The sequence below is a fragment of the Streptomyces sp. NPDC058240 genome (genome assembly GCF_042882135.1).
Lineage (GTDB): Bacteria > Actinomycetota > Actinomycetes > Streptomycetales > Streptomycetaceae > Streptomyces.
In genome coordinates, this window is the sequence record NZ_JBHVWT010000002.1 from 17,124 (window position 1) to 41,380 (window position 24,257).

The 24,257-nt window shown below is 69.7% G+C and carries 21 protein-coding genes and 7 pseudogenes; 19 read left to right on the top strand and 9 right to left on the bottom strand.

Going from position 1 to position 24,257, the window contains the following annotated elements; genetic code table 11:
- A partial coding sequence (locus ACFVX4_RS05270) for an ice-binding family protein (protein ID WP_389972159.1) occupies window positions 1–858 on the bottom strand: 858 nt, incomplete at its 3' end.
- A 457-nt stretch (window positions 859–1,315) separates the two neighbouring features.
- Between ACFVX4_RS05270 and ACFVX4_RS05275 the strand changes: the two genes are divergently transcribed.
- Window positions 1,316–1,471 (top strand): hypothetical protein, encoded by a 156-nt coding sequence (locus ACFVX4_RS05275; RefSeq protein ID WP_389972161.1) that lies wholly within the window; start codon window positions 1,316–1,318, stop codon window positions 1,469–1,471.
- A 110-nt stretch (window positions 1,472–1,581) separates the two neighbouring features.
- Here ACFVX4_RS05275 and ACFVX4_RS05280 read toward each other — a convergent pair.
- From ACFVX4_RS05280 to ACFVX4_RS05295, 4 genes and pseudogenes are all read right to left on the bottom strand, one after another.
- Window positions 1,582–1,794: pseudogene (locus ACFVX4_RS05280) on the bottom strand (amino acid permease); the annotation flags it as partial.
- Window positions 1,795–2,176: 382 nt separating this feature from the next.
- The gene (locus ACFVX4_RS05285; RefSeq protein WP_389972163.1) at window positions 2,177–2,959 is read right to left on the bottom strand and encodes a polysaccharide deacetylase family protein; all 783 of its coding nucleotides are present in this window, start codon (window positions 2,957–2,959) and stop codon (window positions 2,177–2,179) included.
- A gap of 398 nt (window positions 2,960–3,357) precedes the next feature.
- Window positions 3,358–3,957, bottom strand: a complete 600-nt coding sequence (locus ACFVX4_RS05290) for a hypothetical protein (RefSeq protein WP_389972165.1) — start codon at window positions 3,955–3,957, stop codon at window positions 3,358–3,360.
- A 104-nt stretch (window positions 3,958–4,061) separates the two neighbouring features.
- Entirely contained in the window at window positions 4,062–4,463 is a 402-nt protein-coding gene (locus tag ACFVX4_RS05295; protein WP_389972167.1) for a hypothetical protein, read from the bottom strand.
- Between the two features lie 475 nt (window positions 4,464–4,938).
- Between ACFVX4_RS05295 and ACFVX4_RS05300 the strand changes: the two are divergent.
- The 3 pseudogenes from ACFVX4_RS05300 to ACFVX4_RS05310 form a co-directional block, all read left to right on the top strand.
- A pseudogene (locus ACFVX4_RS05300) lies at window positions 4,939–5,181 on the top strand (DUF1838 family protein); the annotation flags it as partial.
- Window positions 5,178–5,364, top strand: a pseudogene (locus ACFVX4_RS05305) (MFS transporter); the annotation flags it as partial. The pseudogenes ACFVX4_RS05300 and ACFVX4_RS05305, both read left to right, overlap by 4 nt.
- A 25-nt stretch (window positions 5,365–5,389) precedes the next feature.
- Window positions 5,390–5,756, top strand: a pseudogene (locus tag ACFVX4_RS05310) (SDR family NAD(P)-dependent oxidoreductase); the annotation flags it as partial.
- A gap of 273 nt (window positions 5,757–6,029) precedes the next feature.
- Here ACFVX4_RS05310 and ACFVX4_RS05315 read toward each other — a convergent pair.
- Window positions 6,030–6,980 carry an alpha/beta fold hydrolase gene (locus ACFVX4_RS05315; protein WP_389972169.1) on the bottom strand — a complete coding sequence of 317 codons (951 nt, stop codon included), beginning with the start codon at window positions 6,978–6,980 and terminating at the stop codon, window positions 6,030–6,032.
- A 152-nt stretch (window positions 6,981–7,132) separates the two neighbouring features.
- Here ACFVX4_RS05315 and ACFVX4_RS05320 point away from each other — a divergent pair, with 152 nt between their 5' ends.
- Together ACFVX4_RS05320 and ACFVX4_RS05325 are read left to right on the top strand one after the other, a co-directional pair.
- Window positions 7,133–7,759 carry a TetR/AcrR family transcriptional regulator gene (locus tag ACFVX4_RS05320; protein ID WP_389972171.1) on the top strand — a complete coding sequence of 209 codons (627 nt, stop codon included), beginning with the start codon at window positions 7,133–7,135 and terminating at the stop codon, window positions 7,757–7,759.
- Window positions 7,760–8,041: 282 nt separating this feature from the next.
- On the top strand, window positions 8,042–8,194 hold the full coding sequence (locus ACFVX4_RS05325) for a hypothetical protein (RefSeq protein ID WP_389972173.1): 153 nt from the start codon (window positions 8,042–8,044) through the stop codon (window positions 8,192–8,194).
- On the opposite strand, the gene ACFVX4_RS05330 is transcribed toward ACFVX4_RS05325, so the two are convergent.
- The gene (locus ACFVX4_RS05330; RefSeq protein WP_389972175.1) at window positions 8,185–9,348 is read right to left on the bottom strand and encodes an MFS transporter; all 1,164 of its coding nucleotides are present in this window, start codon (window positions 9,346–9,348) and stop codon (window positions 8,185–8,187) included. The genes ACFVX4_RS05325 and ACFVX4_RS05330 overlap by 10 nt on opposite strands.
- A 750-nt stretch (window positions 9,349–10,098) precedes the next feature.
- Here ACFVX4_RS05330 and ACFVX4_RS05335 point away from each other — a divergent pair.
- The 9 genes from ACFVX4_RS05335 (at window position 10,099) to ACFVX4_RS05375 (ending at window position 18,337) form a co-directional block, all read left to right on the top strand.
- Window positions 10,099–11,328 carry an ATP-binding protein gene (locus ACFVX4_RS05335; protein ID WP_389972177.1) on the top strand — a complete coding sequence of 410 codons (1,230 nt, stop codon included), beginning with the start codon at window positions 10,099–10,101 and terminating at the stop codon, window positions 11,326–11,328.
- Window positions 11,325–11,729: a roadblock/LC7 domain-containing protein gene (locus ACFVX4_RS05340; RefSeq protein ID WP_072487821.1), complete on the top strand. Its 405-nt coding sequence runs from the start codon at window positions 11,325–11,327 to the stop codon at window positions 11,727–11,729. Before ACFVX4_RS05335 ends, ACFVX4_RS05340 begins: the two co-directional genes overlap by 4 nt.
- Window positions 11,726–12,100, top strand: a complete 375-nt coding sequence (locus ACFVX4_RS05345) for a DUF742 domain-containing protein (protein WP_389972179.1) — start codon at window positions 11,726–11,728, stop codon at window positions 12,098–12,100. Before ACFVX4_RS05340 ends, ACFVX4_RS05345 begins: the two co-directional genes overlap by 4 nt.
- Window positions 12,075–12,665: an ATP/GTP-binding protein gene (locus tag ACFVX4_RS05350; protein ID WP_093547819.1), complete on the top strand. Its 591-nt coding sequence runs from the start codon at window positions 12,075–12,077 to the stop codon at window positions 12,663–12,665. Before ACFVX4_RS05345 ends, ACFVX4_RS05350 begins: the two co-directional genes overlap by 26 nt.
- A 115-nt stretch (window positions 12,666–12,780) precedes the next feature.
- Complete coding sequence (locus tag ACFVX4_RS05355) at window positions 12,781–14,172, top strand: cytochrome P450 (protein WP_389972181.1); 1,392 nt, start codon at window positions 12,781–12,783, stop codon at window positions 14,170–14,172.
- Window positions 14,173–14,519: 347 nt separating this feature from the next.
- Window positions 14,520–15,650 (top strand): cytochrome P450, encoded by a 1,131-nt coding sequence (locus tag ACFVX4_RS05360; protein ID WP_389972183.1) that lies wholly within the window; start codon window positions 14,520–14,522, stop codon window positions 15,648–15,650.
- Window positions 15,647–16,426, top strand: coding sequence for an enoyl-CoA hydratase/isomerase family protein (locus ACFVX4_RS05365; RefSeq protein ID WP_389972185.1), 780 nt, complete (start codon window positions 15,647–15,649; stop codon window positions 16,424–16,426). Before ACFVX4_RS05360 ends, ACFVX4_RS05365 begins: the two co-directional genes overlap by 4 nt.
- A 644-nt stretch (window positions 16,427–17,070) precedes the next feature.
- Window positions 17,071–17,700 (top strand): CAP domain-containing protein, encoded by a 630-nt coding sequence (locus ACFVX4_RS05370; RefSeq protein ID WP_389972187.1) that lies wholly within the window; start codon window positions 17,071–17,073, stop codon window positions 17,698–17,700.
- A gap of 106 nt (window positions 17,701–17,806) precedes the next feature.
- Entirely contained in the window at window positions 17,807–18,337 is a 531-nt protein-coding gene (locus ACFVX4_RS05375) for a hypothetical protein (protein ID WP_389972190.1), read from the top strand.
- A gap of 433 nt (window positions 18,338–18,770) precedes the next feature.
- Here the strand turns inward: ACFVX4_RS05375 and ACFVX4_RS05380 are convergent, their stop codons facing one another.
- A complete protein-coding gene (locus ACFVX4_RS05380) occupies window positions 18,771–19,307 on the bottom strand; it encodes a GNAT family N-acetyltransferase (protein WP_389972192.1) in 537 nt (178 codons plus the stop codon).
- Between the two features lie 531 nt (window positions 19,308–19,838).
- Here ACFVX4_RS05380 and ACFVX4_RS05385 point away from each other — a divergent pair.
- The 4 genes and pseudogenes from ACFVX4_RS05385 to ACFVX4_RS05400 all read left to right on the top strand — a co-directional run.
- Window positions 19,839–20,558: pseudogene (locus ACFVX4_RS05385) on the top strand (MMPL family transporter); the annotation flags it as partial.
- Window positions 20,559–20,571: 13 nt separating this feature from the next.
- Window positions 20,572–20,856: pseudogene (locus ACFVX4_RS05390) on the top strand (response regulator transcription factor); the annotation flags it as partial.
- A 120-nt stretch (window positions 20,857–20,976) separates the two neighbouring features.
- Window positions 20,977–21,774: a VOC family protein gene (locus ACFVX4_RS05395; protein WP_389972194.1), complete on the top strand. Its 798-nt coding sequence runs from the start codon at window positions 20,977–20,979 to the stop codon at window positions 21,772–21,774.
- Between the two features lie 141 nt (window positions 21,775–21,915).
- Window positions 21,916–22,542: pseudogene (locus tag ACFVX4_RS05400) on the top strand (phosphoribosyltransferase); the annotation flags it as partial.
- 70 nt (window positions 22,543–22,612) lie between these two features.
- Here the strand turns inward: ACFVX4_RS05400 and ACFVX4_RS05405 are convergent.
- The gene (locus ACFVX4_RS05405; protein ID WP_389972196.1) at window positions 22,613–24,118 is read right to left on the bottom strand and encodes an alpha/beta hydrolase; all 1,506 of its coding nucleotides are present in this window, start codon (window positions 24,116–24,118) and stop codon (window positions 22,613–22,615) included.
- Window positions 24,119–24,257: the final 139 nt, after the last annotated feature.

Genomic DNA, 24,257 nt, shown 5'->3' on the forward strand with positions numbered 1-24,257 from the left:
CGCCCCAGGAGGCCCAGAAGGACCAGTGGATCCGGTCGCCCCAGGAGGCCCAGAAGGACCAGTGGATCCGGTCGCCCCAGGAGGCCCAGAAGGACCAGTGGATCCGGTCGCCCCAGGAGGCCCAGAAGGACCAGTGGATCCGGTCGCCCCAGGAGGCCCAGGCGGGCCTGTCATGCAGACCGCCCTCGTGATGACGTTGTCGTCCAGCGTGACCGCACCATTGCGCGCCAGCGCCCGGCCCTCGATCGCCGCGTTGGTGTTCACGGTGATGGACGTCAGGGCCAGGATGTTGCCCTTGAAGAAGGAATTGGTGTCGAGGGTGGCGGAGCTCCCCACCTGCCAGAACACGTTGCAGGCCTGCGCTCCGTTGACGAGCAGGACGTTGCTCGCCGGGGCCGTGATCAGAGTGGAGGCGATCTTGAAGATGAAAACGGCGTTGGGGTCACCCTGGGCGTCGAGAGTGACAGTCCCGGTGAGATTCAGCGACGACGAAGCGCTGTAGACGCCGGGCGTCAGAGTGAGTCCGCCAATGTCGCCCGGGGAGGTCAGGGTGGTGGTGGTTGCCCTGCTGGCCGCGTCGTTGTAGGCGGTGGTCAGGTCGGACTGGGCCTGACCGGCGGCGGCATCGGCGACGTGCTGCACTCCGTTGACGATTCCGGGCGGAAAGCCCGTCACCGAGCTCCCAGGACTGACTCCCAGGTCGCCGTTGACGACCGTGGGGGTGACCGTATTGGTGACCGTTGTACCGGCCAGGACCGCGTAACTCGTGGCGGTTCCCAATCCCACGGGGGCCTCAGCTGCGCGCGCGAGGTTCGAGATCAAAGTCATCGTCAGCAGCAGCGCGGCTGCGGGCAGCATGGCGACAGTTGCTTTGAATCTCCGTGTTCGCCATCTGCCAGGAGGGGCGGAGGGGATGGCATCCACTGCCATGAATGAGTCCTTTCTTGTCACCGTTGACCTCAGTCGCCAGGCTTCCTGGCGACTGAGGTGAGCTCTGGTCAGGTCACAGGCCGCCGCACTCGCGACGAGATCTCACAGGCTTGTGATGCACCGTCACTCACCTACAGAAATTACCTATATCCACGCAAGGAGGGCTTTATCGGGGCCAAAGGAGTTGCCGTGGCGGGGCGTTCGCCCTATAGGCGGATGCCGACGGAGCAATCGGGCCATCGCCGCAGCAGAATGCCGAGCACAATCACGCCGTCAACCCTGCCCCTGGTTGGGGTGGTACAGCAGCGCAATACCGCAACACCAGCAACCGCCCGTCCGGCAGCGTCCTGAGGTTCTCCGGAGATGCGGACGGAGGTGATGGCTGGTGGGCGCGAATCGAGGCGGGGCGGGTGATGGCCTGACCGCCACCGGCGTGTCCGGGATCAACACGGCCGTCTGGAACCCGACCATCTCCGTCATGACCCCGACGGACGCCCTGGCCAGCACCTACAGCTCGACGATCACCCACTCCGTGGCCTGATCGAACACCCGGAGAAACATTGGTCAAGCGGCAGTCGGGGATTCAGGCCGAGGTGGGCGATGCGGTGATCGGCATGCCGCGAAGCCACAAGCGTGGCCGTGGGGAGGTGGCTACACGTGGAAAGGGACGGTGGTGATGACGATCTTCGGCAGCGGGCACAGTGCGTGTCGCAGCCGTGGGGCGATCCTGCTGTGCAGCAGGCGGTACCGCCAGCGCATCGTGACGATCTCCGGCAGGATGACCGTCAAGGTGAGGTCCGGGCGCTTTGCGTGCAGGGCTTCGATGCAGTGGACCAGTGGTGCGACGATCGCGCGATAGGGGAGACTGGACGGTATCCGGGCAGGCCAGAACGCCCACAGCGGGACATCTTCTCAGGATTCCCAAGCGCAGAGCGCGAGTTCGATTCTCGTCACCCGCTCCATGCCGAAGGCCCAGGTCAGCGACCCGGGCCTTTCTTGTTGTCCAGACCGCTCTGAGCGTCACGCACCAGATCCGCGCCAGAAGCATCCTCCCGGCCCTTCCGGGCGTACCAGTCGAGATGCCGATGCCGGGGACGGCAACGTGCCCAGAGCGCGGAAGGGCCTCCCTGGGTGGCTTGTCGCTTCTCCGTCCGGGCGGCTTTCGTCAGTGGTCGGGTTCTGCTGTTCATGTCTGTCTGCTGGTGCCGGGGGTCCGGGTCTTGATGTCGGTGCGGGCGAGCCTCACTCACCGCACGGGGAAGCCGAAGGAGTACCCCTGCTGCTTCAGCCAGGGCAGGATCTCGCGCAGCGCACCCAAGGTCTGGGAGCGATCCCCTCCCGCGTCGTGGAAGAGGACGGTCGGCCCGTTGGAGATCTCCCTCTTGACGGTGGCGACCATGGTGTCCACACCGGGACGCTCGAAGTCCTTGGAGTCGACGTTCCAGCCCAACGGCCGCATCCCCCGGGAAGCGGCAAGGTGCCGGCTGTACGGGGTGAAAGCACCGCCCGGGGCCCGGTAGTACTGCGGCCGGACGCCTCCGGACGCCTTGGTGATCATGCGTTCGGCATCCAGGATCTGCTGGGACTGGTATGCCTCGGGCTTGGTGTCCATGGCGGTGTCGTGCGAGATCGTGTGGTTGCACAGCCGGTGCCCGGCCGCCACGACCTCCTTGACCAGGTCCGGGTGTGCCTGGGCCTGCGTGCCCACCATGCAGAACGTAGCCTTCACACCGTTGTCCTTCAGCAGTTGCAGCACCTGTGGCGTCCAGACCGGGTCCGGTCCGTCGTCGATGGTGATGTTGACGCCCCGGGCGCCGCGGTCCGAGGCGTGCGCGATGTCCGCCGCCACCTTGGTCACGGTCCGGTCCTGGGGCCGGGCGTCCGGCGATGAGACACGCGCTTGCGGCTGCCGCCCTCCGGCGGTGTCGGCCTGCGCGGTCCACACCGAGGTGGCAGCGGCCACCGCTGTCACCCCGAGCGCCGCCGCGAGAAGCCGGCTGTGCCATCCCTTTCCCTTGTGCTTCGCCATGTCCGCCCGCCCCTTTGCTGTCTCCGCCGATGCCCTGCCCTCATCAAGACATACGAATGCCCGTGCAAGCTCCCCCTGTTACCGATCGCAGACGAATCCGCAGGGGACCGGCGACAAACGCAGGAGCCCCGGGACAGATGAGGGGGCGCGACGGCCTCGAAAAGGTACCGGCGAGGGCGGCAGACGCTGATCCGCTCGACGCCTTCCCGTACCCCGGTTGGCCAGCAGATCCACCTGTCTCGATGAGCCTGAACCACCCCACCGGAAACATGAACCCCGGCGCCCACCCGACGCAACAATCGGGCCAGCGGCCTGCCCACACGCCCCGACAAACGAAGAAGAGCCCGTCAGCAAGCTGACGGGCTCCCGCGAAAGACCGAGGCTAACCTGCCATCAGGTCAGATCGTCGGTGTGTCATCGACGATCTCCTTGTGCGGTTCGACAATGAACCTCCAGCCATCGCTGGGCTCCAGGAACCGCACTCGGGTCGGGTAGATGTCCAGGGCACGGCGGTCGCGGTTCTGACTGTTCGTGTTCTTCCGCCCCCGGGCCGGCTCCTCGTACAGGTCGACCTTGACGTCCGGCACCGCGACGGTTTCCTCGCTCCAGCGCTGAACGATCCCCGCGCCGAACGCGTCCCGTGCGGCGGAGTAGAGCGACTCCAGGGATTCCTTCTTCCCGTCAGGCACGAAGAGGGCGAGGTTCAGGAGGACACCGGCACTCTGGAGAACCTCGATTTCTTCCCCTGCCTTGTCGGCAATCCAGATCCCGCGCTCTTCGGCGCTGTCCGGGAGAACATGAATTTCCTCACCGAAGATCGTCCTCGCAGTGAAGGACCCTCCCTCAAAATTCTTACCCGGCCCCGTAAGGAAAGCCGGAGCGTAGCAGTCGAGAGGAAGGTCATTCATCTCCGCCGAGACGAAGATGCCGTCCTGGAGGCCCAATTCTGAAACCTCTCCGGCCGTAAGACGTCGAGCCGTAACCTTCTCGGTATTCACGCCATTCCCCTTTTTTCGCGGCGTCCTGTAAATCCATTAGGACTATACCACGAAAACGAACAGCCAATCCCTTTACGCACACCTCCGCCCTCACGATAGTGCAGTCAAACCCCCCGAGTAATTTCTTCCGACAGAACGGCAGACAAATCATCTCGTATCGCCGGGCGAAACACAGCCCCGTAGAGAAATACGGCGAGGCCCAAGAGGCGACTCACCGCTTCGGCGGGGTTTCGGAACCAAGTCAGCCGCCAAGTGAAATGCGAGCGGTCTTGGCCGAATGGCAACCCAGCGGCCCAAGCGGGCGAACCACGGCTGCCACCTCCCCGATCACCACCACGATCACCAATGCGATCGGCGGCCACTGGACCCGCGCCAATGACCCCGAGATCGACCTCGTCGGGGCCGACCGCTCCCCCGTCGCCGAGAAGATCCCCCTTACTGGTCCGGTCAATCAACTGGAGAACAAACCCTTCGACAACCGAGACCTCGCCCGCCTCCTTACTCACCGCTCGCAACCGCCAGGTGCACACGACGCCATATCCTCCGTCCTCATGCCCCGTCCGTACCCTTCGGAGCGATAAACAGCGGTCCGCCAGGGTGCCGAAGCACCCCACCGACCGCACCCCTGATGTTGAATAGGGGAAGGTCAAAGCGTGCATGAACGTCGCAGGCTCCGGTGCTTCCCAAGCGCAGAGCGTGGAATCGATTCTCGTCACCCGCTCCATGACGAAGGCCCCGGTAAGAGATCGGGGCGGGTTTATTATCCAGACCACTTTTGCGCTGCCCGGGACCAGGGATCCCACTCCGTCACCCCGCATCGCGAAATCGAATTCAGGCGGCCTGCGTCACGCACGCGATTCGGCCATCTCTTTCGAGATCTCGCCGGGCCCGTCGGCCCGGGAGCGGCCTCTTCCGGCCGCTCCCGCCCCGGCCCGGATGTTTCCTGCCCGGCCGGGCAGGCGGCCGGGCAGAGTGGTCCGTATGACGACACCCGCAGAGCTGCTCCGCTCCTTCGCCCGCACCCGCGCCTCGCTCGACGGCGAGGAGGTCACGTACTGGTGGTCCGGAGACGTGTACACCTGGGCCCCCGACGAGCCCTACCGGCGCGTCTTCGGCTTCGAAGGACTCAACGTCGCCCGCCTGGTCCAGGACGCCGAAGCCGGCCCGGACACCTACCAACTGCTCACCCGCGAGGCCGCCTTCTACCTGGACCCCGTCACCCGTACGCGTATGGACTGCTGCCGGGTCTCGTGCTGCTGCCGGTCGGTGTGCTGAACAGTGCGATGGAACTCGGCCCCACCGTCCTGTTCGCCGTCCTGCTCGCGCTCGGCAGCGACTCCTGGTCCCTGGCCGGGACCGGGGCTGCCCCTGGCCGTCGTCGCCTTCCTGAACCACCGCACCGAGTAATCCATCGCTCAAAGGAGTTGCCGAAATGAATCGCTTCCCTGGCACGACCGCGCTCGTCACGGGCGCAGGCTCCGGTCTCGGCCGCGCGATCGCGCTCGCCTTCGCCGCCGAGGGCGCACTCCGTGGTCGCCGGGGGGCGCACCGCGGCCTCCCTGGAAGAGACGGTCGGCCTCATCGAGGCGGTCGGCGGCACCGCTGCCGCCGTCACCGCCGATGTCACCGACTCCGACCAGCTCCGCAACCTCGTAGGCGAGAGCGTCACCCGCTTCGGCGGGCTCCGCATCGCGGTCAACAACGCCGGGATTCTCCGCGGCACCGTACCTGCCGGAGAGGTGAGCGAGGAGGACTGGGACGCGGTGCTGCGGACCAATGTCACCGGCGTCTGGCCGGCCGAAGCACGAGCGTGCGGCTCCTCCTGATTCCGTCCGGGACCGGAGGGGCGCGCCGGGCGCCTGGCGCCGTGGCACGGAAACAGGGTCGGTCGGCAGCTCTGCTGCGTTCGTGCCCCATCGGTGCCCTTCAGTACGGTGGACAGCTCAGAGCACGAGTTCGGTTCTCGTCACCCATCTCTTGAGCGAAGGCCCAGGTCGGCGACCTGGGCCTTCGTCGTTCATCCTCGGCGCCCGCCGCCCACCCTCGATGGAGGGCCCTGGCGGGCAGCGGTGTCACGCGTCGGCGGTGCCGCGGTCCGTGGCCGGGTCGAGGGTGTCGGTGTCCTCCATGAATTCCAGCATCCGGGCGTTGACCAGGTCGGGGTGGTCGATCTGCGGTCCGTGGCCGGTCGCGGCGATGATCTCGGCGCGGGCTCCGGGTATCAGGCGCGGCACCCGTTCCAGTTGCCGCTGCGGGTGTACCAGCAGGCTGCGCCTGCCCATGATCAGGTGGAACGGCGTCCGGATGGAGCCCAGTTGCTCGTCGGACAGCGGCAGGGGCGCGGGCCGGCGGATACGGAAGGCCCGTACGCCCGTCCGGACCATCGCGCGCAGCTCCGGCACGACGAGGACCGGCTGCTCCAGCCAGGCCGCCAGGCGCGGGCGCAGCGCCTTGGGCGCGAAGGTGGCGAAGAGACTGGCGAAGACCCAGGCGAAGAAGCGCAGGCCGACCTTCTCCAGGCCGCCCGGATCGAGGGCGGTGACCGAGGCGAGCCTGCCGGGCCGCAGGTGCGCCTGGTTGATGACGAGCCAGCCCCCGTAGGAGGAACCGACGAGGTGGACCCGGTCCAGGCCGAGCGCGTCGAGGCTCTCGTCCAACCACTGGGCGGCGCGCTCGGGCTGCCACATGGGCTCCCGGTGCACGCTGCGGCCGGCGTCGCCAGGGGTGTCGAGGGCGTAGACGGGGCGCTCGGCGCCGAGCGCCCGGGTGTTGGGGTACCACTGCGCGGAGCAACCGCCCGCTCCGTGGATGAGGACGACCGGGGTGCGGTCCTCGGCGGCCGGGTCGGTGGGTCCGTACCGGTAGACGTGCGTGGTGCCGAAGCGGGTCTCGACGTCCGTCTCGGAGCGGGCCGGCGCGCCCAGCGCGTAGACGGCCTCGCAGGCGGCGAAGTGCCGGTCGCGCAGGATGTCGTTGACATAGCGGCCGACGTCGCGGCGGACGCGGGTTGTGTTCTCGGGCACGGCGGCACCTCCGGTGAGGACTCGTCCTTCGTGATACGACCGTACCATCTTGCTGATACGGCGGTACCATGAAGAAGTCCGGGCGCCGGACCGCGCGGCACGTCCGGGAGCCGGACCGCGCAGGCAGGACCGACGGGTGGAGACACGAGAGCATGCCGAAACGCGTGGACCACGAGGAACGGCGCAGCCAGATCGCCGAGGCACTCGTCCGGGTCGCCGGACGGCGCGGGCTGCACGCGGTCGGCATGCGGGACGTGGCGGCCGAGGCCGGCGTTTCGTTGCGGCTCGTGCAGTACTACTTCGGGACCAAGGAGAAGCTGCTGCTCTACGGGCTCCAGCATCTGACCGACCGGTTCACCGCACGCGTGGGCGCCCGCCTACGGGCCGACGGCGCGGCCCCGGGCCCGCGCGCGACCGCCGAGGCACTGCTCCTGACCTCCCTCCCGACCGACGAGGAGAGCCGGACGTTCCACCTCCTCTACACCTCGTACGCGATCCTGTCCGTGACCGACGAGGCGCTGGCCGCCCAGCCCTTCATCGACAACCCCGACGCCGCCGAGGATGCCCTGACCGGTCTGCTGCGGCAGGCCCAGGAGTCCGGTCTGGCCGATCCCGGCGTGGACGCGCGCACGGAGGCCATCGGCCTGCTCGCCATGGCGGCGGCCATGGGCACCAGCATCCTGGTGGGCCAGCGGCAGCCCGAGTCGGCCACCGAGGTACTGCGCCACCACCTGGACCGCATCTTCACGTCCTCGGGTGACCGCCCTCCGTCGACATGACCGCGTGAGCGCCGAGGCCCCGCCCGACGGGCTTCCGTGACACCGGCCCGACGGCGTTCGCGACTCCGGCCCGTGCGGGACGCCATCGCGGCGGCCTCGGAGGCGCCGAGCTCCCGACCGCGGAACCGCCCCGCCGGTCGCCGCGATGCACTTGCGCGAGCGACGCGGGAGGCTTCACCCACGCGAAGGTCCGCGTACCGAACGGAGAGTCGTGGATCACATCGACCGTGTCCTGCTGGCGCAGCTCCAGCAGGACGCCACCCAGTCCTAGTCCTACGCCGCATGGAGCAGAACCGTCGGGCTCTCGGCCGGTGCCGCTCACGAACGCTGCGCCGGATCCACGCGATCGACGGAGTCAACGGGACCCGGGCCACGGTGGTCCTGGAGACCCTCTTCGAGCGGCCGGTCTCCCCGCGCGTCGCTGATCAGGAATGAGCCTTCGAGCCCCCGCGCGCGGGGATCACGAAGCACGCCGCGGCGGCCAGCACTCCGGCCAGCAGGAAGCCCCGCGCGTAACCGGCCGAGGCGATGAGCCCGCCCAGCAGGGGCGGCGTCAGTGAGGCGGCGAGGTTCTGGCCCGTGTTCTGGACGCCCATGGCCCGCCCCGACCAGGAGCTCCCGGCGAGCTCGGCGGTGGCGGTGAAGGCCAGGCCGTTGGTGCTCGCGGTGATCCCGCAGGCCACGACCATGGCGAGGTCCGTCAGCGGCGAGGGCCGGAGGGCGCCCAGCGCGGTCGCGCCCATGACGACGGCGATGCACACGGACAGCTGCCGCATCGGCCGCATCCGGCTGCCGACCCGGTCGGACCAACGGCCCGCCACGACCCGCGAGGCGGCCCCCAACACCTGGGACACCACCAGGAGTTGCCCCGCGTGCACGGCACTCCAGCCCCGGACGTCGATCAGGAACACCATCGCGAAGGCGTTCGTCGCGAACTGCGGAACGCACAGCAGCGCGCTGGAGGCATGGACGCGCCACAGGCCGGAGTGACGGTAGGGATTGGGAGCCGGCTCCTGCCCCACGGACCGCGCGGTACGGGGCGGATCCGAGGTCAACGAGCCGACGAGCACGGCGACGACACCGCACAGCACCGCGCAGAACAGGACGGTCCCTGCCACGCCGCTGCGCGCGGCGAGCGTGGGGACCACCAGAGCTGCGATGCCCATGCCCAACGGGGTCGACGTCTGCCGGATACCCATGGCGAGCCCGCGCTCCCGGGCGGAGAACCATCCGACGACGAGCCGGCCACTGGCCGCGGAGACCGAGGCACTCGCCGCCCCGGCCAGCGCCAGGAGCACGCCCAGGGGAACCAGGCCATTCACCGTGGCCCCCAGGGAGAGGAGTACGGCCGTCATGGCCAGACCGGAGGTGATGACGACCCGCTCGCCGAAGCGGTCGGCCAGGGCACCCCAGGCTATGAGCGTCAGCATGAGGCCGACGGTGGGGCAGGCGATCAGCAGTCCGACCTGGCTGAGCGTCAGCCCGTTGTCCCGCCTCAACGTCTCCGAGGTGTACGGAAGCCCGTAGAGGAAAGTGCAGGCGACCGTCTGCGCCGCGGTTCCGAGAGCCAGCATCATCCAACGGCGCACGGCAGTCCTCCCTCGCCCCTCGTCCTCCTGGTGCGTGCAGGATGAAACTATGACACCGCATCCACCATGCAAGACAGGTTGTCTCGCATATTGGCCGGATCTACGACCTCCGGCGGAACCGTGAAGTGCTGCTTGCCGCCTCGTGCCGCTACATCACCCCGGCCCGGCACTGCGATTGACCCTCATCCGATGGGAGAAGGTCCGGGCGACGGGGGGAAGTCCGGGCGACGAGGGAAGGTCCGGGCGATGCGCGAACACACCGGGACACAGCCCGGTCTCGGCGAGGAGCAGGAGATCAACCGGCGTCGCCCGACTCTCACACCGCCCGATTCTCGCGCCGGCCGCGGGTCCGGAGCCGGACGCCGAGGAGCGGGGCCGCATCGTGGAGCTGCTGCCCGCGGGCCTGCGCCGGTACGCCGGGGCGGCCACGGGGCGCGGGGCCGGTCGCCCGGCCCCTTAGCGCCTTGTCACGGACCGTTGCCCCACCGTCCCCGGTTGTGAACATTCGGCGTCAAGAGTGCAACTGGCGTGTCGGTCTTGACAATTGCCTGCCTGACCGATGTTAAGATCATCTTACTTCCAGTGGGCTGATGGCATATGGGGGCATTCCGGGAGGGATGGATTCCTCGGCCCCACACCCGGAGGGGCCCTCCCTGAGTGGCGCAAGCCATGGCCCGACCAGCCAGGCGCTTGCGGCACATGAGGGAGCGTCAAGCCGTATCCATAGCCATGGCACTTGAAGTGAGTCTCATGACATTTGCACAGGGCCCTCTTCTGTGGGCACTGGTTGTCGTTGCGCTGGTCGCTGTGGGTGCCGTTCTGCGGGCTCGCAAGACCAATATCGGACTGCGCAGACAGAACGCCGAACTCCACCAGCAACGGGATGTGCTGCAGAGACAGCGTGACGAACTCCACGTCGGCTACACCGGCCTGACGCATCACCACTCCGCCGAGCTGGCCGAGGTCCGCAAGGACGCCGAGGAGGAGACCAAGGCAGTCCTCAAGGCCGCCGTGCGCACCCTCCAGGGGCTCGCGGACGAGCAGCAGGTGGTCATCGAGAACGCGCAGCAGAAGTACGGCGACGACCCCGGCATGCTCGCCGACCTGATGGCCATCGACCACGCCAACAGCCAGTTCGGGCGCCGGGCGCAGGGCATCGCGGTGCTGTGCGGCGGCTGGCTCGGGCGCCGGGAGACCGTCGCCTCCGTCTTCGACGTGGCCCGCAGCGCCCAGGGCCGTATCCGGCAGTTCGACCGGGTGCGAGTCAACGGACAGGTGAACTTCTCGGTCGTCAGCAAGGCCGTGGAACCCGTGGCGGTCGTCCTCGCCGAGCTGCTGGCCAACGCCACCAACTACTCCGCCCCCGGCGCCCCGGTGGAGATCAACATCCAGGCCGTTCCGACGGGCGTCTGCCTCATCGTCGACGACGCCGGTCTCGGCATGGGCCAGGAGGAGAAGGACCGCGCGGCGGCTCTCCTCGCGCCGCAGGCCGCGATCAGCGTCTCCAGCCTGGGCATTCCCCCGCAGTTCGGGTTCGCCGTCTCCGGGATGCTGGCCGCCCGCTACGGGTTCAAGGTCTCGGTGGACTCCGTATCCCCCTATGGAGGCGTACGCGCGGTGGTTCTCCTGCCCGACGAGTTGCTGACCGGCGATGTGCCCGCGCCGCCGCCCCCGGTAGCCGCCGAGCGCCACGACGCGGACATCGCGGCGCTCCCCCGGCGTCAGGCGCCCGTGCCGTCTCCGACCCCTCTGTTCCCTCCGGCCGCGCACCCGGCCGCCGCTCCGCAGCCCACCGGGCCCGCCACCACCGCCGGTGGTCTGCCCAAGCGTCGTCGCAAGAGCCCGGTGTCGGTGGTGCCGTCGACCGAGCCCGGTCCGGTGCGCAGCAACGAGGAGACCGCTTCCCGTCTGGGCGCGTTCCAGCGCGGAACACGGTCCGGGCGTGACATGACGACGATGGAAGGACCCGAGTTCCAGTGAACCCCGATCTGTCCTGGGTACTCAACGATGTGCTTCAGGTACCCGGAGCACGGCACGCGATCCTGGTCTCCGCCGACGGCCTGCTGCTGGCCAGCTCCAGTGAGATCGGCCGGGACGACGCGGAGACCGTGGCGGCCGCGATGAGTTCCATGCAGTCGCTGAGCCGGGCCGTCGCGCCCTTCATCGGGGCCCAGGCCCCGGGCCGCTGGCGTCAGACGCTGCTGGAGTACGACCACGGCTGGATCTTCCTGATCGCGGCGGGCACCGGCGCCTATCTGGCGGCGGCAGCCGCGGCCGATGTGGACATGGAGGCCATGTCCTTCCGCATGCAGCAGCAGGTCACCGCGCTGGGGAAGGCGATGACCACACCTCCCCGCCAGGACGCGGGAATCGACGTATGACGACGCCGGGCGAGGAGCAGGCGGTCAGCAGCGGGTTCGTCCGGTCCTACGTCATCACCGGCGGGCGCGGCCTGCCCGATGCGGAGGGCCTCTCCCTCGTCACCCTGGTCACCATCGCACCCGACCGGCAGCCGCCCCCGAACCCGAGCCCCGAGGTCCGGGCCATCTGGAAGCTGTGCTCCGGCGGCTATCTGTCGGTGGCCGAGGTGGCGGGCCACCTCGGCCAGCCGGTCGGTGTGGCGCGACTGCTGCTGAACGACTTAGCGGAACAAGGCCACCTGATGCGCCGCAAGGCGCCACCGCCGGCTCAGCTCGTTGACAGGAAGATCCTCGAAGAGGTGTTGCATGGACTCCACGTCCGGTTCGGCTGACAGCATCTATGTGCCGGACGCGGTGCGGCGTGCGGCGAAGATTCTCGTCGTCGGGCACTTCGCCGTGGGCAAGACGACGCTCATCGGCACCCTCTCCGAGATCACTCCGCTGCGCACCGAGGAGCGGATGACCCAGGCCGGGGCGCACATCGACGATCTGCGGGGCGCACCCGACAAGGTGACCACGACGGTCGCGCTGGACTTCGGCCGTCTGACCCTCAGCGACGAGCTGGTGCTGTACCTGTTCGGTACGCCGGGCCAGCAGCGCTTCGTCGAGCTGTGGGAGGACATGGCGCGCGGCTCGCTCGGCGCGCTGCTCCTCGTCGACCCGGCCCGCCTCGCCGACACCTTCCCGGTGATCGACCTGGTCGAGACGTACGGGCTGGAGTACGCGGTCGCGGTCAACAGCTTCGATCCGTACTCCCGGCATGCCGAGGAGGAGTTGCGCGAGGCTCTCGATCTGCTGCCGGACACCCCGGTCGTGTACTGCGACGCCCGGGACGAGAAGTCGTCCGCGCGGGCCCTGATCACTCTGGTCCAGCACCTTCTGGCACACGTGGCCTGAGAGGCTGTCGCCCGACCGCCGTTCGCACGGCCCTGGTCGGGCCATGGCTTCCGGGCCCGTCTTCCGTCCACCGTCCGGGCCCTTCGGGGCCCGCGATCACATCGAGGAATCACACATGGACTCGTCGCCGGGATCCACCCCGTACAGCGCTCCCACCGGGTGTCCGATGCGCGGTGAGCGGCAGACGTCGCTCTACGGGCCGGAGTTCGCGTCAGATCCGCACCGCGTGTACGACGCGTTCCGGGCGCACGGACTCGCCGCTCCGATCGAGCTGGCCCCCGGCGTGGAGGCCACCCTGATCGTGCAGCACGAGGCCGCGCTCCGGGTGCTGCAGAATCCGTCCTTCTTCGCCCGTGACGCGAGGCGCTGGGGCGCGCTGCGGGAGGGCCGCGTGCCGCTGGACAGCCCGGTGCTGCCCATGATGGCGTACCGGCCCAACTGTCTGTTCACGGACGGCACCGAGCATCTGCGGCTGCGCAAGGCGGTCACCGAGAGCCTCGGCCGGCTCAACACCACCCGGCTCAGCCGGGACGTGGAGCGGATCGCCGACTACCTCATCGACCAGTTCATCGAGCGCGGCAGCGCGGACCTGCTCGGCGACTACGCCAAGCTGCTGCCGCTCCTGCTGTTCAACCAGCTCTTCGGCTGCCCCGGTGACATCGGCGACCGGCTGACCCGCAGCATGTCCGCGATCTTCGACGGCGAGGACGTGCTCCGCGCCAACGCCGAGCTGACCGAGTGTCTGATGGAGCTCGTCGCGCTCAAGCGGCGGCAGCCCGGCGAGGACATCACCTCCTGGCTCATCCAGCACCCGGCGGGGCTGCGGGACGAGGAGCTCAAGGACCAGCTCGTCATGCTGATGGGCGCGGGCGTCGAGCCGGAGCGCAATCTGATCGCCAACGCGCTGCTGCTCATGCTCTCCAGCGACACCGGGGTCGCGCAGCGGCGGGGTACCGGGATGCTGGTCGAGGACGCCCTCGACGACGTGCTGTGGAACAACCCGCCGATCGCCAACTACGCGACGCACTACCCGGTCCAGGACATCGACCTGGGCGGTGTGACGCTGAAGGCGGACACCCCGGTACTGATCAGTTTCGCCGCCGCGAACAGCGACCCCGCGCTCACCGACGCCCGCCAGACCCTGAGCAAGGGCGCCCATCTGGCCTGGGGCGCGGGCCCGCACGTCTGCCCGGCGAAGTCTCCCGCGCAGCTCATCGCCCTCACGGCGATCGAGAAGATCCTCAACACGGTGCCCGACCTCACCCTCGCGGTGCCGCCCTCCGGGGTCGAATGGCGTCCGGGCCCCTTCCACCGGGCCCTGGTGTCACTGCCCGTGATCTTCAGCGCCGCCCCGGCGCGCCGGACCACGGCGTCGGCGGCGCAGTCGCCCGTTCCGTCCCGGAATGCCGCCCCGAACGAGACGCCGGCCGCGCACTACGACCACGCGGAGCCGCAGAAGAAGACGAAGGGCTGGTGGAGTTCCTTCCTGGACGTGTTCCGGGTGTGAGGAACGTCTGCCTGGACGTGGCGTACGGCTTGTACGCATAGGACGAGCTTTCTGGCGCGTAACAGCTGTGACAGGAGAGGAAGTTGAGGCGCGAGCGGCAAACAACAAGGGGCTGAAGCAGGGTTTCTCTGTGATACGGGCAACAAAGAACCGCGCATGGCTGACATATGCGGAGGGGTAGGTTCTGCCGGTAACCATGAGCCCAGGTCAAGGAACTCTGCGTGAGCGCAATATGTGGCACAGACAGGCCCCCCGTCGACCGCCGTGCCCTCATCTCCCTCCTGAGACGTCTCAAATCGCCGGAGGGGCAGGCTGATCCCTACCCCTTGCTGGCGGATCTGAGATCCATGGGCGATGTCGTACGCGCCCCCTGGGACGCGTACTTCGTCACGGGCTTCGACGCGTGCAGCGAGGTGCTGCGCGGCCGCAACTGGCTGGCGCCCGACTTCGCCTGGCAGGAACGCCAGGCGGACACCGAGCGCTGGGAGGCCGCCGCCACGCAGGAGATGACCAAGACCCTCTCCCGTCTCAACGCACCCGAGCACACCTGCCAGCGCCGGAGCCTCGGCAACCTCTTCGACCGGTCGACCGTCACGCGGCTGACCCCGCTCGTCGAGGAGCACGTCACCCGGCTCCTCGACAAGCTGGCCGACAGACTGCGCCGGGGCGAGGCCGACTTCGTCAGCACGGTCAGCGAGCAGCTCCCGATCAGCACCATCGGCTCCTGGCTGGGGATACCGCCCGAGGACTACGCCCACATCCTGGAGATCACCCACAACCAGGTGCACGCCCAGGAGCTGCTGCCCACCAAGAGCCAGCTCGCCGTGTCCGCCGAGGCGACCGTCCAGCTGCGCGCCTACTTCACCGACCTGGTGGAACAGCGCCGGGCCAACCCCGGCAACGATGTCCTGACCGGCTGGATCCACACCTGGGACGCCCAGGAGCCCGACCGCGAGGCGGCGGACGAGATCCTCTACCGGCTCACCATGTTCGTCACCATCGCCTCGCTGGAGACCACCGCCACGCTGCTGTCGGCCATGGTGGAGCTGCTCCTGAAGGACCCCGGCAGGTGGGCGTGGCTCGGGGAGAACCCCGGATACATCGACGCCGCCGTCGACGAGGTCCTGCGGTACGACCCGCCGATCCACATCAACACCCGGATCGCGGCGGACGACACCGTGCTGGCGGGCGTCCCGATCGCCAAGGACAGCATGGTCCACGTCATGTACGGGGCCGCCAATCACGACCCGCGGCGCAACGAGGACCCGGACGCCTTCGACGTCCGGCGCTCCGGAACGCATCTGACCTTCGGGGGCGGGGTGCACTACTGCCTGGGCGCGGCCCTCGCCCGCCTGGAGGCACGTACGCTCCTGACACAGCTGCTGAAACGCTTCCCCACCCTGCGCGCCGTCGCGCCGGCCGATTACGCGTCCCGGCTGGTCTTCAGACGGGTCACCTCGCTGAGCGTGGCGATATGAAGCTCTCGCTCCCGCAGTACCTGACCCCGCACCGGCGGCCGGGCACGGTGCGCACCGAACGCGAGGGCGCCGTCCTCCGCGTGGAGCTGGACTCCCCCGCCACCGGCAACGCGGTCACCGAGGCGATGCTGGACGATCTGCTGACGGTCCTGGCCGTACCGGACCCCGATGTCCGGGTGCTGGTGCTCAGCGGGGCCGGCGACGACTTCTGCCTGGGCGGCGACCGGAACGAGTTCGCCGACTGGCTCGACGAGGACCCCACCGGGCGGGGCATCCGGATCGCCGGTGACAAGGCCCGCCGGGTCTGCGAGGCGATCTCCACCAATCACGCCGTCACCATCGCCCGGATCCAGGGCAAGGCGATCGGCGCGGGCCTCGCGCTGGCCCTCGCCTGCGATCTGCGCGTGGGCGCCGACACCGCCGGCTTCCGGCTGCCGGAGCTGGCGCTCGGGCTGCCCACCGCCTGGGGCGGCGTACTGCCCCGGCTCATCCACGAGGTCGGCGCCGCCCGCGCCCGCGAACTCATCCTCACCGGACGCGCCTTCGACGCCGCCGAGGCGCACGAGCTGTCGATCCTCCAGCGCATCGTGCCCGAGAGCGATCTCGACGCGGCGGTCACCGCCTGGACCAAGCCCATCGTGCGCCGCCCCGAGGCCGCCCTGCGCGTCACGAAGGCGCTGCTCAACTCGTACGCCGCCCCGACCCGGCTGGCCGATCCGTCGGTACTGGACGCGGAGCTCATGGCCACCGTCGCGGCGGCGACCCGGCGGCGGTAGGGGCGACGGTGCCCATCGGCCTGCCGGCCGCGGCGCGACTCCACGCCGGGCGGCACGTGAGGCGGGGCACGGGAACTCCGGGCAGGGTGCCGGACAGGTAAGGGGTGATCACGGAACAGCGATCCGGCCCGCACAGGAAGGAATCCGGTGAACGCGAACCCGTCCCGGCAGACACATCAAGCAGATCCCGGGTGCGGCCGGCTGAGGTCCCCGCAGTAGCCGGCGTCGGGGCGCCCCGCCCTCACCAGTGACATCAGCCGCAGGGGTTTCCGGCGATCAGGTCACCGGATAGTGGACGGGCCCTCGACACAACGGCGAATATTGTCCACCTTCGCACGGATATATCCATACGTGCTTTGATGGTATTCGGTCCACCCGGCGCGCTCGCCCGTTCCTCGGTCGAGCAAGGGCTTCTGACGGAGCGGCAGCACCGCCCCCGAGGCCCGGCGGCCCGCACAGCACGCCCGCGCGCCCGCTTCAAGCGCCGTCCGGGCCTATGGGCCGGGGTAGTACTTCCGCTTGTCGCCCTGTCTATAAGCCGTTCCAACAATGACGACCACAAGGCGCCTTCGAAGCCGGGCGCGGAAGCTGCGCGGAGCCGGCCGCACAGGGCTGCTCCGCGACCATCGAGCGAGGTCAGAGACATGAGAAAGCACCACAGGAAGACGTTCTACCGGAAGACAACCGTCGCTGTCGTCGCAGCGGGGGCCGTGGGCATCCCCACCGCCGCCATGGCCTGCTACGCCCCGCACGCGAGGCCCGCAGCCGAGGCGTCACAGCAGTGGACCCACACCGCGCACCGGAGCGCGGCGAAGCCCGCCGTACCCGTGAGCGCGGCGAAGCCCGCCGCGTCCACGAACGCGCCGAAGGCGTCCGCCCCGGCCGCCCTGGCCTCCGGCGCCGCCGCCCGCGTGCTGAAGCTCGTCAACAGCGAGCGCGGCAAGGCGGGTTGCTCGCCGCTGACCCTGAGCGCCGAGCTGACCAAGGCCGCCCGGACCCACAGCGCGGACATGGCCTCCCACAAGAACATGTCCCACACCGGTTCCGACGGATCGGCCCTGGGCGACCGGATCGCGCGCGCCGGTTACGACTGGAGCGCGTACGGCGAGAACGTCGCCCACGGCTACTCCACCCCCGAGAAGGTCGTGGCGGGCTGGATGGGCAGCCCCGGCCACAAGCGCAACATCCTCGACTGCTCGTTCAAGGAGATCGGCGTGGGTCGCGCCCAGCCCGGCGACTACTGGACGCAGGACTTCGGGACGGCCTCGGGCTGAATCTCGGCAGCCTCGGCGAAGCGGGTGAGGAAGGTGGGTGAGACCCCAGTGACAGCAGGATGCTGTTGTGCGAAGGTCAAGTCACCTATGCGTACGGGGGGTTGGCATGGCCATAACTTTTGGATTGCCGATAGTGCTCTCGTGGCTGATCCTTGGGTTGCTCCCGGTGCGCAATCCCTCGGCGCGGCGGCTGTGGATCGGGATCTACATCGGCATTTCCCTGCTCGTCCTGCTGATCGCGTACCTCTACTGCCAGGACCGGGCGCCGGACCCCTGGTCCGAGTCGTCCGACGGGGAGGCTCAGTACTGGCCGCTGGTGATCGCGGCCGTCGTCGTGGGGCCGGGACTGCTGGCGGCGATAGTTCGGCTGGTGGCGTCCCGGCCCGATCCGACGCCGGAGCCGCCCGCCGTGATCTACGGGCAGCCGCAGTACGGGCAGCAGTACCCGCCTCAGCAGTACCAGCCCCCGCAGTACCCGTATCCGGCCCCGTACGACCCGCACCAGCCGCACCAGTATCCGCCGCCGACCTACCAGCCGCCGCTCCATCAGCCGTCGGCCGACCAACCGGCGCCCAACCCGCCGCAGAGCCCGCCGCCCACGCCTCCCGTCCCGCCGAGCTCACCGCCCACGGTGTGACGACGACGGCGTGGCGCGGTCAGGCCTCAGCGGGTGAAGCCGTCGGAATGCCGTTGATTCTGGCGATGCGTTCGCGCCAGGGGATGGGTTCGGGTTCGGTGTGGGCGGCGGCGCGGCAGCAGGAAGGGCATTCGGATTCGCCGAACAGGGGGCGGAAGACGTGTGGGTCGCCGGGGCCTGTGCATTCGACGGGTTCGGGGAGGGGTGGGCGTTCGTAAGGCTGGTGCTGGACCGAAGGTTCGGGGAGTTTCTGGATGAGGCGGTAGCGCAGGAAGCCGACTGCTGAGCGCACGCCTTCTTGCGGGCGTTCGGCGAGCAGGGCGTGGCGGAGGTCGGATTCGCTGGTAGCCGCCCCGAGGCATGGACAACGTCTCTGAGGAACGTCGACGTGACGGACTTTGTCCGCTCTACTGCGGACTCGGGTTCCGGCTGTTCATGACCGGGGCGTCCAATCGCTCGCAAGGAGGCCAAAGATGGCCTCGTCTGCGTATGCGCCGTACACCCAGGCGGAGTGCCGCAGCGTTCCCTCTCGCGTGAACCCCACCCTGGTTGCCGCTGCGATCATCGGGGTGTTGTCCGTGAGGGTCTCAATCTGCAGGCGCTGCAGTCCACGTACGGCGAATCCGTATTCGCACAGCGCCTGCACGACATCGACGCCGAGCCCGCGGCCGCGGAATGCGGGTCGCAGGGAGATCCCGATGTGGGCCGTCCTGCTGTGCGTGTCGATGCCCCATAGCAGGGCCTCGCCGACCAGCTCCTGCGACTCCAGCTCCACTACGGAGAAGCAGGCTGCCTCGTCCGACGGCTCAGCCACTGCGTAGGGCGACTGATCCAAGCCTGGCGGGATGGGCCGCCACGGGCGGGAGTCGGCGCGTGACCGCGTAGCCACATCGTCGTACAGCTCGGACTGGAGAACTGGGACGTCGCTCTCGTGCCGGGCACGCAGCCCGATCTTTTCGCCATGTATCACGGAGCATTGCTATGCGAGGGGAAGCAGCCGATCAACCGCTTTTGCCCCGGCGGTTCCACGCGGGTGGCGGTCACGCGAGCCCAAGGAGGGCGAGCGGACGTTCCGGGTCGCGGGCGTTGTGCCGCAGCACTGCGGGGCGATGCGGCCCGTGGGGTCGATCTCACGGCGGAGGGCGACACTCCGGCCGTCCTGTCCAAGGGGTACGGCGAACCCGCCACGTACTGCAGCGACCGTACGTACGACTGCATGCAGGGCGACGATGACGCCCACGTTCACGAAGGATTGAGGCATTCCTTGGGCCCCGCCGTGCCCCGGCGCGGCACAGGCACGGCCGGAGCGCGGCACCGCGCCGCCGACCCGTTGCCCGATCCAGAGAGACTGGAGCGCCTCTTCGTGGCTACCTTCCTTTACCGGCTAGGCCGCTTTCCCTTCCGGAGACGCCGGCTCGTCGCCCTGCTCTGGGTGGTGGTCCTGGCCGCCTGCGCGTTCGCCGCCGCCAAGGCGCCGGCCGCCCCCGAGGACGGGTTCTCGATGCCCGGAACGGAGTCGCAGAAGGCCTTCGACCTGCTGGACCAGCGCTTCCCGGGCAGCAGCTCGGACGGCGCCGACGCCCGGATCGTCTTCGTCGCGCCCGAGGGCCAGAAGGTCACGGCGAGCGCGAACAGGGCGGCCATCGAGAAGATCGTCGCGGACGTGGCGGGCGGCGACCAGGTCAAGGGCGCCCTCGGCCCGTTCAAGATGGCCGGGGCCGTGAGCAAGGACGGCAGGACCGCGTACTCCACCATCAGCTACGACGTACAGAGCATCGATCTCACCGACGCCACCACCGAGGCGCTCCAGGACGCCGCGAAGCACGGGCGGGACGCCGGGCTGACCGTGGAGCTCGGGGGTTCGGCCCTGGTGCCGGAGGCCGAGCTCGGCGGCACGACGGAACTCGTCGGCGTCGCCGCGGCCGCAGTCGTCCTGCTCATCACCTTCGGGTCGCTCGCCGCGGCGGGCCTCCCGCTGCTCACCGCGATCGTCGGCATCGGCGTGGGCGTGGCCTCGATCGTCGCGATCGGAATGTCCACGACCACCACCACGCTCGCCCTGATGCTGGGGCTCGCGGTCGGCATCGACTACGCCCTGTTCATCGTCTCGCGCTACCGGACCGAACGCGCGGAGGGCCACGACGCGGAGGAGGCCGTGGCGCGGGCCGTGGGCACGGCGGGCTCCGCCGTCGTCTTCGCCGGCCTCATCGTGGTCATCGCCCTCGCGGGTCTGCACCCGCTACCTCGCCCGCCCGGAGGGCGGTGTCGCCGCGCCCGAGGCCCTGGACGTCCTGACCGCCCGCGAGCGCGAGGTCATGGCGCAGGCCGCCGAGGGCCTGTCGAACGACGAGATCGCCGAGCGGATGCACGTCAGCCCGCTGACCGTGCGCACGCACGTCGGGCGGGCGATGACGAAGCTGGGCGCCCGGCACCGGGCCCAGCTGGTGGCCATGGCCTACCAGTCGGGCCTGGTGCGGGTGGACCCGCCGCAGGGCCGGGGCACACCCGGACACCCTTGAACGAACATACGTACGAATATGGCGCATGTCCCGGACCCGCCGCTTCCAGCGCGCGGGGAGGCGGTCGGCTGGCTAGCGTGAAAAACCGGACCACCCACCGAGCGCGAGGGAGTCAGGGCCATGGCTGTACAACCGGAGGGCACACCGTGCTGGGCCGACGCGATGTTCGCCGACCTGGACGGAGCGAAGAGCTTCTACGGTGATGTGCTGGGCTGGACGTTCGGCGAGTCCTCGTCCGAGTTCGGCGACTACACGCAGGCGTACGCCGACGGCAAGGCGGTCGCCGCGGTGGTGCCCCCGATGCCCGGCCAGGAGGGCCGGTCCGCCTGGTGCCTGTACCTGGCCTCACCGGACGCGGAGGCCACCGCCGCGAAGATCCGTGACAACGGCGGCGAGACGCTGATGGACCCCATGCAGGTCGGCGAGTTCGGCACGATGCTGCTGGCCCGCGACCCCAGCGGCGTGGCCTTCGGTGTGTGGCAGGCGGGCACCCACGAGGGCTTCGAGGCGCAGGGTGTGCCCGGTGCGTTCTGCTGGGCCGAGGTCTTCACCCGGGAGCCCGAGAAGTCCGACGCCTTCTTTCCCGCCGTCTTCCCGTACACGATGGTGAGGATGGCGGACGAGCACGTCGACTTCAGGATGTTCAACCTCGGCGACAAGACCGTCATGGGGCGGATGAAGATGGGCGACGAGTTCCCGCCCGAGGTCCCGCCGTACCTGAACGTGTACTTCACCGTCGCCGACTGCGACGCGGCGGTGGCGAAGGCCACCGAGCGCGGCGCCATTCTGCGGTTCGGCCCGATGACCATGCCGTTCGGCCGGTTCGCCGCGCTGACGGACCCGCAGGGCGCGGCGTTCTCCGTCATCGACGTCGACACCACCGAGGGCGAGATCCCCCGGACGACGCCGGTCTCCTGACCGCCGCCCCGTCCTGTACGGCAGCCGACAGCCCCCGCCCGGGTTGCGGGGCCGCCGCGCATGGGGTTGTTTCGGTAGTAGGGATGTCGGTGGGGCTCGTACGCATGCGGCCCCGACTCCCCTGGCTGGGGGTGAACCACCGTGCTGTTCGCCGACCGCGTGGACGCGGGACAGCAGCTGGCCGAGGCGCTCCGCCATCTTGAGCGGGAGCACCCCGTCGTGCTGGGACTGCCCCGCGGCGGAGTCCCGGTGGCCTTCCAGGTGGCGCAGACCCTCGGTGCCGAACTCGATGTGATCGTCGTCCGCAAGCTCGGTGTGCCGCACCACGAGGAGGTCGCGTTCGGCGCGCTCGGCGAGGGCGGGGTGCGGGTCGTCAACGACGACGTCGTCGGCCGGCTGCGGGCCGGGAAGCAGGACCTCGCGGCGGTCGAACGGGTCGAGGAGGCGGAGCTCGTACGGCGGGCCCAGGTGTACCGCGCCGGCCGGGCACGGACCCCGCTCACCGGCCGGACGGTGATCGTCGTGGACGACGGCATCGCGACCGGCGCCACGGCCGAGGCGGCCTGCCTGGTGGTACGGGCCCAGCGCCCGGAGCGGGTGGTGGCAGCGGTTCCGGTGGCGCCGCCGGAGGCGGTCGTGCGGTTGCGCCGGAGCGCGGACGAGGTGGTGTGCCTGTCGGTGCCGAGCCTGTTCTACGCGGTCGGCGAGTGGTACCGGGACTTCTCCCAGACGTCCGACGAGGAGGTCGTCTCCCTGCTGGCACAGGCCAGGAACAGCGGACATATGACACCGGGCTGCGACTGAGCGGAGCGCTTGCCCCGTCGCAGCCCGGTCACGGTCAGTCCGCGCAGTACGCGTCCCGCTCCGGCCGGGTCCCGGTGTTCAGGAACGTGGTGACCGCGCGGTCGCCGCAGGCGTTCCCGTGGCCCAGGTACATGCCGTGCCCGCCGTGGTCGACCGCGACCAGTCGGGCCCGGTCGCCGAAGGCCGCGCGCATCTTCAGGGCGCCGGAGTACGGGGTCGCCGGGTCGCGCAGGCCCTGGATCATCAGGACGTTGGACGGTCCCTGGTCCGTGATCCTGGTCGGCTGCTCGGCGGGGGCGTCCTTCCAGAAGGTGCACGGGGTGATGTTCACCGTCATCCCGGCGGTCAGCGGGTACTTCACACGGTCGGCGGCGACGGCCCGCGCGTACGAGGGGACCGTGCCCTGCCAGCGCACGTCGTTGCAGATCACGCCGACCGTGACGGCCGCCTCCGCGTCCGGTATCGGCCCGCTCAGCGCATCGGGCAGGACCGGCTTCACCGACGGGTCCCCGGCCGCCCGGACGAGCCCCGCCAGCCCGGCGAACGCATCGTCCTCGTACAGGGCCAGCTGGATCGCCTGGCGCAGCCGGTTGCCGGTCAGCGGGACGCCCGGCGTGGTGGACTCCCTCGGCTCACGGTCCAGCCGAGCCGCCAGGTCCAGCACCAGCGGCTGCACGTCCTCGGCCCGCTGCGCGAGTCGCAGCCCCTCCGCTTCCCTGGCCGGGTCCGAGGCCCAGCGCGCGAAGTCGGGGAACCGGTCGGCCGCCCCCACCGCCATGTTCGCCAGCCAGCCCTTGGCCACTCGCGACGGGTCCGGGTCGCCGCTGCTGTCCAGCACCCAACGGTCCGTGTGCTGCGGGTACTTCTGCGCGTACCCGGCGCCCACATAGGTGCCGTACGAGCTCCCCCAGGCCGACAGCTTCTCTTCACCGAGGGCCTGCCGGAAGCGGTCGATGTCCCGTACCTCGTTGGCCGTGGTGAGGCTCCGCAGCATCGCTCCGCCGTTGCGGGCGCAGGCCTCGGCGACGCGCCGGGAGCGTGTCACGTTCTCGGTGATCGAGCCGTCGGCACCGGGCCAGGACCGCAGGTTCACCAGCTCCCGGTCCTCCGGGGCGAGCCCGCAGCTCGCCTTCGGGCTGCCGCCGACCCCGCGCGGGTCGAGGCTCACGATGTCGTACCGCCCCTCCGTCGCCCGCTGCAACCGCTCTCCCTTCTGCGTCACCCGCTGCACCCCGGAGGAGCCCGGCCCGCCCGGGATCACCATCAGCGTCCCGCGCCGGGCGGCCGGGCGGTCGCTGCGGACCCGGGTCACCGCGAGGGAGAGCTGCGGGCCGTCCGGATCGCGGTAGTCCAGCGGTACGGGCAGTTCGGCGCACTCCTGGGCGGCGGGGCCGCCGTCCTGGGCACAGGGCCGCCAGGAGAGCGAGGGGGCGGGGTTGGCCGACGCGACGGCTTGCGAGGGCGCGGCCCCGGTGAGAGCGGTGGCAACGGCGGTGACGGACAGGGCGACGAAGGCGGCAGATTTTCTGTAAGTCCTCATGCCGCAAGCCTTGTTGAGCGAAAGCCCTCAGCCCATCCGGGAGGCACGACGGAAAGCGGTGGAGGTAGCCCCCGGCTGCACGGTGTAGACAACGAGAAGCCCCCACCGCGCGGTGCACGATGGGGACTTCGGGATCGCA

Bases quoted from the DNA above. Each gene is read 5' to 3' on its own strand.
- ACFVX4_RS05350 (WP_093547819.1), top strand. From the start codon at position 12,075: ATGGACTCCACGTCCGGTTCGGCTGACAGCATCTATGTGCCGGACGCG.
- ACFVX4_RS05355 (WP_389972181.1), top strand. From the start codon at position 12,781: ATGGACTCGTCGCCGGGATCCACCCCGTACAGCGCTCCCACCGGGTGT.
- ACFVX4_RS05335 (WP_389972177.1), top strand. From the start codon at position 10,099: ATGACATTTGCACAGGGCCCTCTTCTGTGGGCACTGGTTGTCGTTGCG.
- ACFVX4_RS05405 (WP_389972196.1), bottom strand. From the start codon at position 24,118: ATGAGGACTTACAGAAAATCTGCCGCCTTCGTCGCCCTGTCCGTCACC.
- ACFVX4_RS05320 (WP_389972171.1), top strand. From the start codon at position 7,133: ATGCCGAAACGCGTGGACCACGAGGAACGGCGCAGCCAGATCGCCGAG.
- ACFVX4_RS05285 (WP_389972163.1), bottom strand. From the start codon at position 2,959: ATGGCGAAGCACAAGGGAAAGGGATGGCACAGCCGGCTTCTCGCGGCG.
- ACFVX4_RS05325 (WP_389972173.1), top strand. From the start codon at position 8,042: ATGGAGCAGAACCGTCGGGCTCTCGGCCGGTGCCGCTCACGAACGCTG.
- ACFVX4_RS05360 (WP_389972183.1), top strand. From the start codon at position 14,520: ATGGGCGATGTCGTACGCGCCCCCTGGGACGCGTACTTCGTCACGGGC.
- ACFVX4_RS05370 (WP_389972187.1), top strand. From the start codon at position 17,071: ATGAGAAAGCACCACAGGAAGACGTTCTACCGGAAGACAACCGTCGCT.
- ACFVX4_RS05365 (WP_389972185.1), top strand. From the start codon at position 15,647: ATGAAGCTCTCGCTCCCGCAGTACCTGACCCCGCACCGGCGGCCGGGC.
- ACFVX4_RS05345 (WP_389972179.1), top strand. From the start codon at position 11,726: ATGACGACGCCGGGCGAGGAGCAGGCGGTCAGCAGCGGGTTCGTCCGG.
- ACFVX4_RS05375 (WP_389972190.1), top strand. From the start codon at position 17,807: ATGGCCATAACTTTTGGATTGCCGATAGTGCTCTCGTGGCTGATCCTT.
- ACFVX4_RS05395 (WP_389972194.1), top strand. From the start codon at position 20,977: ATGGCTGTACAACCGGAGGGCACACCGTGCTGGGCCGACGCGATGTTC.